Source organism: Streptantibioticus parmotrematis, assembly GCF_019890615.1.
Classification (GTDB): Bacteria; Actinomycetota; Actinomycetes; order Streptomycetales; family Streptomycetaceae; genus Streptantibioticus_D; species Streptantibioticus_D parmotrematis.
On record NZ_JAINVZ010000003.1, the window covers coordinates 484,199 to 493,298 of the forward strand.

8 protein-coding genes and 1 rRNA gene are annotated in these 9,100 nt (G+C 74.5%); 2 read left to right on the forward strand and 7 right to left on the reverse strand.

Features of this window, described 5'->3' with window-relative positions; translation table 11 throughout:
• Positions 1–11 precede the first annotated feature (11 nt).
• The 4 genes from K7472_RS07285 to K7472_RS33170 are packed head-to-tail and all read right to left on the reverse strand — an operon-like array spanning position 12 to position 3,324.
• The gene (locus K7472_RS07285) at positions 12–971 is read right to left on the reverse strand and encodes an NAD kinase (protein ID WP_222975202.1); all 960 of its coding nucleotides are present in this window, start codon (positions 969–971) and stop codon (positions 12–14) included.
• The gene (locus K7472_RS07290) at positions 968–1,783 is read right to left on the reverse strand and encodes a TlyA family RNA methyltransferase (RefSeq protein ID WP_222975204.1); all 816 of its coding nucleotides are present in this window, start codon (positions 1,781–1,783) and stop codon (positions 968–970) included. The genes K7472_RS07285 and K7472_RS07290 overlap by 4 nt, the downstream gene beginning before the upstream one ends.
• A 7-nt stretch (positions 1,784–1,790) precedes the next feature.
• Positions 1,791–2,099, reverse strand: coding sequence for a hypothetical protein (locus K7472_RS07295; RefSeq protein ID WP_222975206.1), 309 nt, complete (start codon positions 2,097–2,099; stop codon positions 1,791–1,793).
• On the reverse strand, positions 2,092–3,324 hold the full coding sequence (locus K7472_RS33170; protein WP_222975208.1) for a hypothetical protein: 1,233 nt from the start codon (positions 3,322–3,324) through the stop codon (positions 2,092–2,094). The genes K7472_RS07295 and K7472_RS33170 overlap by 8 nt, the downstream gene beginning before the upstream one ends.
• Positions 3,325–3,478: 154 nt before the next feature.
• On the opposite strand from K7472_RS33170, the gene K7472_RS07305 reads away from it, so the two are divergent.
• Positions 3,479–3,826 carry an SCP2 sterol-binding domain-containing protein gene (locus tag K7472_RS07305; protein ID WP_222975209.1) on the forward strand — a complete coding sequence of 116 codons (348 nt, stop codon included), beginning with the start codon at positions 3,479–3,481 and terminating at the stop codon, positions 3,824–3,826.
• A gap of 46 nt (positions 3,827–3,872) precedes the next feature.
• Here the strand turns inward: K7472_RS07305 and K7472_RS07310 are convergent, their stop codons facing one another.
• The gene (locus K7472_RS07310; RefSeq protein WP_222975211.1) at positions 3,873–4,895 is read right to left on the reverse strand and encodes an HAD-IIA family hydrolase; all 1,023 of its coding nucleotides are present in this window, start codon (positions 4,893–4,895) and stop codon (positions 3,873–3,875) included.
• Between the two features lie 127 nt (positions 4,896–5,022).
• Between K7472_RS07310 and K7472_RS07315 the strand changes: the two genes are divergently transcribed.
• On the forward strand, positions 5,023–6,354 hold the full coding sequence (locus K7472_RS07315) for a DUF1015 family protein (protein ID WP_222975213.1): 1,332 nt from the start codon (positions 5,023–5,025) through the stop codon (positions 6,352–6,354).
• A gap of 141 nt (positions 6,355–6,495) precedes the next feature.
• On the opposite strand, the gene K7472_RS07320 is transcribed toward K7472_RS07315, so the two are convergent.
• On the reverse strand, positions 6,496–7,461 hold the full coding sequence (locus tag K7472_RS07320) for a hypothetical protein (RefSeq protein WP_372457937.1): 966 nt from the start codon (positions 7,459–7,461) through the stop codon (positions 6,496–6,498).
• A gap of 1,410 nt (positions 7,462–8,871) precedes the next feature.
• Positions 8,872–8,988 (reverse strand): 5S ribosomal RNA (gene rrf, locus K7472_RS07325).
• Between the last annotated feature and the right edge of the window lie 112 nt (positions 8,989–9,100).

Genomic DNA, 9,100 nt, shown 5'->3' on the forward strand with positions numbered 1-9,100 from the left:
GCGGCGCGCGCTCAGCGCGGAGCGCCCCGCCAGCCCGCCACCGGCAGCGCGAACTTCGCCACCAGACGGTCGGTGAAGTTGGCGTGGTGCAGCCGGGCGAGCCGCACCGGCACCGCGCCCCTGCGCACCTCCACCCGCGCCCCGGCCGGCAGCGGCACGGTGCGCCGCCCGTCGCACCACAGCACGCCGTGCTGGGTCTTGGGCTGCACCTCCACCGCGAGCACCGAGGAGGGCGAGGCCACCAGCGGCTTGGCGAACAGCGCGTGCGCGCTGATCGGCACCATCAGCAGCGCCTCGACCTCCGGCCACACCACGGGCCCGCCCGCCGAGAAGGCGTACGCGGTCGAGCCGGTCGGCGTCGCGCACACCACGCCGTCGCAGCCGAAGCCGGACACCGGACGGCCGTCGACCTCGATGACCACCTCCAGCATCCGCTCGCGCGCCGCCTTCTCCACCGACGCCTCGTTGAGCGCCCAGTCGGTGTGCACCACGCGGCCGTCCTCGCGCACGAGCACGTCGAGCGTCATGCGTTCCTCGACCTCGTACGCCCGCGTCACCACCCGGTCGACCACCTTGTCCAGGTCGTCGCGTTCGGCCTCGGCGAGGAAGCCGACGCGGCCCAGGTTGACGCCGAGCATCGGCACGCCGGAGGCGCGGGCGAACTCGGCGCCGCGCAGCAGCGTGCCGTCACCGCCGAGCACGACCAGCAGCTCGCAGCCGTCCACCACGCCCGGGCGGCCGTCCACCACCTCGACCGACCCCGGCAGCGGCACCGGCAGGTCGGCCGCCTCGGCGCGCAGGATGCGCACCCCTATGCCGCTGCGCAACAGCCCCTGCACGACGCGCTGGGCGCTGCGCACGGCGGCCGGGCGGCCGGTGTGCGCGAGCAGGAAGACGGTGCGCCCCGCGGTGCCGTGGCCGGGAGCCTCGTCGCTCCTGGCGGTGCTGTCTGACGTGCTCGATCCGCTCAACGGGGCCCCTCCGCTACCGCACGGTCGACATCGGCCGGGTCGAGTTCCGGCGCCCCGGCCCGCAGCCACAGAAAGTACTCGACGTTGCCCGACGGCCCGGGCAGCGGACTGGCGGTCACGCCCAGCACGCCGAGCCCGAGCGCGGCGGCCCGCTGCGCCACGCCCTTGACCGCCTCGGCCCGCAGTTCGGGCCGCCGCACCACGCCGCCGCTGCCCAGCCGCTCCTTGCCCACCTCGAACTGCGGCTTGACCATCAGCGCCAGGTCCGCGTCCGGCGCCGAGCAGCGCACCAGCGCGGGCAGCACCAGCCCCAGCGGGATGAACGACAGGTCACCGACGACCACGTCGACCGGCTCGCCGTCGAGGTCGTCCAGCGTCAGCTCCCGCACGTTGGTGCGGTCCTTGACCACGACCCGCTCGTCGCTCCGCAGCGACCAGGCCAACTGCCCGTATCCGACGTCGGCGGCGACCACCTGGCGGGCCCCGGCGCGCAGCAGCACGTCGGTGAACCCGCCGGTCGACGCCCCCGCGTCCAGGCAGCGCCGCCCCTCGACCCGCAGCCCCTGCGGGGTGAACGCGGCCAGCGCACCGGCGAGTTTGTGGCCGCCGCGCGAGACGTAGTCGGGGTCGGAGCCGTCCGCGGCGACCACCAGCGCGGCGGAGGTCTCCACCTGGGTCGCCGACTTGGTGGCCACCCCGCCGCCCACCGTGACCCTCCCCGCCGCGATCAGCTGCGCGGCGTGCTCCCGCGAACGCGCCATCCCACGGCGCACCAGTTCCGCGTCGAGACGGCGTCTTGCCGGTCCTGCCACCTTCGGTTCAGCTCCTGTCGTCGTACGTGGCCGCGCTCTCCCGCGGCCCCGGCGGGCCCGGTGCGGCGTCGAGCGCGGTGAGCGCGTCCCGCAGCCGGGTGTGTACATCCTCGTACACCTCGACATGGCTGCCGGTGGGCAGGTCGTCCGCGTCCGCCAGCCGCTCCAGCGCCGCGTCCACCTCCGCGCTGCCGGTCGGCGCGAGCACGACGCCCAGCGGCGCGGGCCCGGCGTCCCGCGGCGCCTCCGCGTCCCCTTCCCGCTCCGGCGGTACGGGGATCTCATCGCCGGGGCGCTCCGGGACCGCCTCAGTCATCGGCCCGCGGCTCGCCCGGAGCGGAGGGCCGCGCGGGGGTCTCCTTGGCGGGAGCGGTCTCCTTCGCGGCCGTCTGCTGCGCGGTGGCCTTCTTCGCGGCGGCCCGGGTCGCCTCGACCTGCTGCGGTGAGGTCTGCTCCGCCGCGGCCTCGGCCGCCGCCCGCGCGGTCGCCGCCTTCACGGCGGGGGCGCCCTTCGCCGCCGTCGCCTTGGACGGTGCCTTCTTGGCGGGGGCCTTCTTGGCGGGGGCGCTCTTCCTGCCGCCCGCGGCCGTCTTACCGGGAGCCGCCGCCCTGGTCAGCGCCGCCTTGGTCAACGCGCTCTCCGTCGCGGGCTTCTTGACAGGCGCCGGGGCCTTCTTGGCGGCGGCCTGCTTGGTCGGCGCCTTCTTGGCGGAAGGGTGCTCGGCAGCCGTCTTGGCGGGCGCCGCCGTCTTCTTGACGGCAGTCGTCTTCGCGGCCGACTTCTTGGCGACGGTCTTCTTCGCGGGAGCCGTCTTCGCCGGAGCCGTCTTCGCGGCGGTCTTCCCGGCCGCGGGCGGCTTGGCCACCGTCGCCTTCCTGCCCACCGCCTTCTTCGCCACCGTCTTCTTGCCCACGGCCTTCTTCGCCGCCGTCTTCTTCGCCGGGGCGCTGCCCTCGGACGCCTCCTCGGCGGCCGTCCGCCCCGGTGCGGCGGCGCGCTGCACCGGCGGCTCGGCCGTCTTCACCCGGGCCGGGGCCGGGCGGGTGGTCCCGCCGGGCGCCTGCGGGCGGAGGCCCGGACGTCCGCCCGGCCGTACCGGCGGCTCCGCGGTCTTCACCCTCGGGTGGTGCTGCGACGCGGCCGGGGGCTCGTCCTCCAGCCGCACCCGCTCGCGCGGCGCCTCCGGCTCGCCGGGGCCCTCCAGGTTGCGCACCCGGCGCTCCAGCGCCTCCAGGATCACGCCGACCTTGGTGACCTCGTCGGCGATCCGGCCGACCCGTCCCATCGCCTTGTCGACTTCTTCCTTGACCAGTCCGACCAGCAGGTCCCGGTTGGCCCGTCCGGAGGCGATCAGCTCGTCCGCGAGGGCCTGGACCTCGGGCGGGATGCGTTCGCCGATCCGCCGCTGGAGGGAGTCCACGTCCACCCCGGCCTGGTCGAGCACCTCCCGGGCGGTGGTGGCGGCCCGCCGTCGGGTGGCCTCGGTCAGCCCGCCCGCGATCTGTAGGCAGGTGCGCAACGCGTCACGCAATACCCTCACTCCTCGCCTCTCCTTGGACGCCGATGGTCACGACGCTACCGCGTGTCGCCGCGCGCCGGTCGTACCGCTCGGCGGACGCGAGCCGCTGGGACCGCCGGGCGGGCGGTGTACGGTCGTGCGGTACGTACCGCCGCACCCGGGAGCGAAACCGCCGATGGCGACCATCGAGGAGTGCCGCAGTGCGCTCGACCGGCTGTCGCACAACCTCGCCGGGGCCGACGGTAAAGTGGCCCGTGCCGCCGCCGTCGACCGGTCGGTGAGCTGCGCGATCACCGATCTCGGGGTGACCTTCACCGGTCGGCTCTCGGAGGGCGGCATCCGCGACGTCGTGCCCGTACGGGGGGCGCCGGCCGGGCGCGCCGACATCCGGCTCACGATGTCCGGCGACGACCTGGTGGCCCTGGTGGACGGCCGGCTCAACTTCGCCACGTCCTGGGCCACCGGCCGCGTCAAGCTGGAGGCGGGCCTGCGCGACCTGCTGCGGCTGCGCACGCTGCTCTGAGGGCCCGGTCCGTCTCTGAGGGCCCGGTCCGCCTCGGCTGGGGCCGCTACAGCCCCAGCCGCCCCAGCGCCTTGCCCGCGTCCAGCCCGCACGCCCGCGAGCCGCCCGCCGTCCAGGCCGCCGCGCACAGCGCCCGCAGCCCGTCGAGCGGGTCCCCGTCGCCGTCGACCGCCAGCGCGTCGCCGTCGGCGCGGGCTGTCCAGCCCCCGCAGCGCCACGCGTCGCCATCCCGGTCCACACCGGGCTGGGCGGTGAGCAGTCCGCGCAGGTCGGCGGCGACGTAGGTGGGCCGGTGTTCCGGCACGGCCGCCAGCAGCGCCACCGGTGTGCTGACCCCGGTCAGCACCAGCAGCGAGTCCACCCCGCCCGCGTGCGCGCCCTCGATGTCGGTGTCGAGCCGGTCGCCGACGACCAGCGGCCGCTTCGCCCCGGTGCGCAGGATCGTCTCGCGGTGCATCGGCGGCTGCGGCTTGCCCGCGACCTTGGGCTCCGCGCCGGTGACGATTTTGACCACCTCGACCGCCGCGCCGTTGCCGGGGGCGATGCCGCGGGGACTGGGAATGGTCAGGTCGGTGTTGGACGCGTACCACGGCACGCCGCGCGCCACCGCGTAACCGGCCTCCGCCAGCCTGCTCCACGGCTGGTCGGGACCGCCGTAGCCCTGCACCACCGCGGCCGGATCGTCGTCGGCCGAGTCCACCGGTTCGAGACCGCGCTCGCGCAGCGCCGCGCGCAGCCCCTCACCGCCGATCGCCAGCACCCGCGCGCCTTCGGGCACCTCGTCCGCGATGAGCCGGGCGACGGCCTGCGCGGAGGTGATGACGTCCTCCTCGCGCGCCGGGACGCCGAGTTCGCTCAGGTGCGCGGCGACCTCGTCCGGGGTGCGCAGGGCGTTGTTGGTCACGTAGGCGAGCCGCATGCCCCGCTCGCGTGCGGTCTTCAGCGACTCCGGCGCGTGCTCGACGGCGTGCGGGCCGGTGTAGACCACCCCGTCGAGGTCCAGCAGCGCCGTGTCGTACGCCTCGTCGAGCCGGCGCTCACTGCCGCCCGGCGCGGTCCGCGGATCCATCGCTCGCGTCTCCCTCACGTCGTCCTCCGTACGGTCCCGTACGGTTCGCGTCCTCGCCCCCGGCGCGCACCGCGCACACGGGAGGTACCGTCTTCGCGCGTAGCCGCCGGGCACATAGCATGCTCTGATGAGCAATCCAGGATCCTCCCCCGGTCTCCACCGAGGGGAACCCCGGCGCGTGCCCGGGCTGCGGCTGGCACCGTTCCGCGGGCTGCGCTACGTCCCCGAGCGGGTCGGCAGCCTGTCCGCGGTCACCTCGCCACCGTACGACGTCGTGGTCAGGCCCGACGGACTGGATCACCTGGAGACCCTCGACCCGTACAACATCGTGCGGTTGACCCTGCCGCGCGACGGCGACACCGCGACCCGGCACGCCCAGGCCGCCCGCACCCTGCGCCACTGGCTGCGCGACGACGTGCTGGCCGCCGATCCCGAACCGGCGCTCTACGTCTACGAGCAGCGGCCCCGCGACGGCGGCGTGCAGCGCGGCCTGATCGGCGCCCTGCGGCTGACCGGACCCGAGGAGCGGGTGGTCCTGCCGCACGAGCACGTCATGCCCGAGCCGGTCGCCGACCGCGCCGGCCTGATGCGGGCCACCGCCGCCAACCTGGAGCCGCTGCTGCTGGCCTACCGGGGCGACGAGGCGGGCGCCGCGGCCCTTCTCGTGGAACGCACCGCCGAACTGCCGCCGCTGCTGGCCACGACCACCGAGGACGGCACCCGGCACCGCCTGTGGGCGGTCACCGACCCGGACGCCATCGGCGCGGTCGACGCCGACCTGACGCCGCGCCAGGCGCTGATCGCGGACGGCCACCACCGCTGGGCGACCTACCTGCGGCTGCTCGACGAGCGCCCCGCGCACGACCCGGGCGGATGGGACCACGGGCTGGTGCTGCTGGTCGACACCACCCGCTATCCGCTGCGCGTACGGGCCATCCACCGGGTGCTGCGGGAGCTGCCGGTCGCGGACGCGCTGGCGGCGGTACGCGACGCGTTCGACGTGCGGGAGGTCCCCGGGCCGCTGGAGAACGCGTTGGAGGCGCTGGCGGCGGCCACGTCCGGACGCGCTGGTGGCGGGGGGAACGCCTTCCTGCTCGCGGGCGACGGGCACTTCCACCTGCTGACCGGGCCCGACGAACGCCTCGTCGCGGAAGCCGTGCCCCAGGACCAGCCGCGTGCCTGGCGCGAGTTGGACGCCACCGTGCTGCACAGCCTGCTCATCGACCGCGTGTGGCGGGTACCGGACGACCCCGAGCACATCGGCTACGTCCACGACGCGCCCGCCGCCGTACGGCAGGCTGAACGGCTCGGCGGCACGGCGGTGCTCATGCACCCCGTCGCCGAGCACACCGTGCTGGAGCTGGCCCGCGAGGGCGTGATGATGCCGCGCAAGTCGACCTCCTTCGGCCCCAAGCCGGCATCGGGACTGGTGTTGCGCAGGGTCGAGTCGGAGGACTGACCCTTCCGGGCCCGGAACGCCGCGAGGACGGATTCCGGACCTGGAACGCCGCGAGGGCGGCATCCGTACGCGGTGATCGCGTACGGATGCCGCCCTCGGGCGGAGGCTCGCCGGTCAGTCCCTGACGGTCGATCCTGCTGATCAGTCCTGCTTGTCGTGATCGCCGTCGTGACCGGAGGCGTCCTCGGCGGCGGGGCCGGACTGCGGCTCCCGGAAGGGGTTGTCGAGGAACGTGGACGGCTGCGCGGCCGCGTCGGTCTCCGGTGCGGGTGCCTCCTCGGATGCCTCGCTCGCCTCGACGTCCTTCTCGTCCTCGCCCTCGGCGTCGGCCTTCGGCTCGTTGGCTTCCGGCTCCTGGGCCTTCGGCTCCTCGGTCTTCGGCTCCTCGGTCTTCGGCTCCTCGGTCTCCGCGTCCGAAGCGTCCGGCGTCCGCGCGGCCGTCGGCTCGTCGTCGGCCTCGGTGTCGAGGGCGTCGACGAACTCCACGCCGTCCAGCTCGGCGAGCCGGTCCGACGCGTCGGTGGAACCGCTCTGGTCCGCCTCCAGCGCCTTCCCGAACCACTCCCGCGCCTCGTCCTCGCGGCCCACGGCCAGCAGCGCGTCCGCGTAGGCGTACCGCAGCCGCGCGGTCCAGGGCTGCACGGAGCTGGACGCCAGCTCGGGGCTCTGCAGCGTGACGACGGCGGCTTCCGCCTGGTCCATGTCGCGGCGGGCCCCGGCGGCCACGAGCCGCATCTCGACCTGGCCGGCCTTGTCCAGCTTGTGCACCTCGGGCTCACCAGCCATCGCCAGCGCGCGCTCCGGGCGGCCGAGACCGCGTTCGCAGTCCGCCATGACCGGCCACAGCTCGACCGACCCGGTCATCCGGCGCGCGGCACGGAACTCCGCCAGCGCCTCCGAGTACTTCTCGTTGGCGTACGCGGCGAAGCCGAGCGCCTCGCGGACGGCGGCCACCCGGGACGCCAGCCGGAACGCGACCTTGGCGTACCCGTAGGCCTGCTCCGGCTCGGAGTCGAGCAGGCGGGCCACCATCACCAGGTTGCGGGCGACGTCCTCGGCGAGCGTCTTGGGGAGGCTCTGCAGCTCCTGGCGGACGCTCTTGTCGATCTCCTGACCGGTGACGTCCTCAGGAATCGGCAGCCGCTTGACCGGCTCCCGCTCCTCGCGCGAGTCGTCACGGCGCCGGTCGTCCCGGTTCTCGAACCGGCCACGCCCGGCCGCGTACGGACGGTGCCCGCGGTCGCCACCGGAACGCCCACCGCGGTCGTCGTCCCGACGGGGGCCACGGGGACGGTCGTCACGCCGGAAGCCGCCACGGTCGTCGTCCCGACGCGGGCCGCGAGGGCGGTCGTCCCGGGAACGGTCGTCCCGGCGGTCGTCACGCGGACGGTCATCGCGGGGGCGGTCGTAGCGCGGACGATCGTCGCGACGGAAGCCACCACGGTCACCACCGCGCTCGCCGTCGCGACGGAAGCCACCGCGGTCGTCCTCACGGCGAGGACCACGCGGGCGGTCGTCGCGACGGTCATCACGGGGGCGGTCGTCACGCGGACGGTCGTAACGGGGGCGGTCGTCGCGACGGAAGCCTCCACGGTCGTCGTCCCGACGGGGATCGCGCGGGCGGTCGTCACGCCGGTCATCACGGGGGCGGTCGTCACGCCGGTCATCGCGGGGGCGGTCGTAGCGCGGGCGGTCGTCGCGACGGAAGCCACCACGGTCACCGCCACGCTCGCCGTCGCGACGGAAGCCGCCACGGTCGTCCTCACGGCGGGGGCCGCGCGGGCGGTCATCGCGACGATCGTCACGGGGGCGGTCGTCACGCGGACGGTCGTCGCGGGGGCGGTCGTAGCGCGGACGATCGTCGCGACGGAAGCCGCCGCGATCGTCGTCCCGCCGGAAGCCACCACGGTCGTCCTCGCGACGCGGACCACGCGGGCGGTCGTCGCGACGGTCGTCACGGGGGCGGTCGTAGCGCGGGCGGTCATCGCGACGGAAACCACCACGGTCACCGCCACGCTCGCCGTCGCGACGGAACCCACCGCGATCGTCCTCACGGCGAGGACCACGCGGCCGGTCGTCACGGGAACGGTCGTCACGGCGGTCATCGCGCGGACGGTCATCGCGCGGACGGTCATCGCGCGGACGGTCATCGCGCGGACGGTCATCGCGCGGACGGTCGTAGCGCGGACGATCATCACGGCGGAAGCCGCCGCGATCGTCGTCACGGCGGGGGCCGCGCGGACGGTCGTCGTCACGACGGTAACCACCACGGTCGTCGCTGCGACGCGCCCCGCCAGCACGGAACTCGCGCCGGTCGTCGGCGCCCCCGGGCCGCTCCCTGCGTTCGGGTCGCTCCGAGCGATCCTCGGACGAGTTGGTCATCGACGTGACTCCTGTCGGTTCGTACTGCTGTAGTGCCAGTGTCTCGTACCCACCGGACGACTGCGTCCCAGCAGGTAATACAAAAAGGACCCCCGGTCCCAGCGCTCAGGCCAGGACCGAGGGTCCGTAAGAATTGTTCGGCGGCGTCCTACTCTCCCACAGGGTCCCCCCTGCAGTACCATCGGCGCTGAAAGGCTTAGCTTCCGGGTTCGAAATGTAACCGGGCGTTTCCCTAACGCTATGACCACCGAAACACCATCGGGCCATCCCGCTGAGCGGGATTTGGCAAGGTGCCGTGAACAAGCACACTTTTTAGTTGAGTAAATCAGCTGCGACCAGTGCGATGGTTCGCAATCTGGGAGCT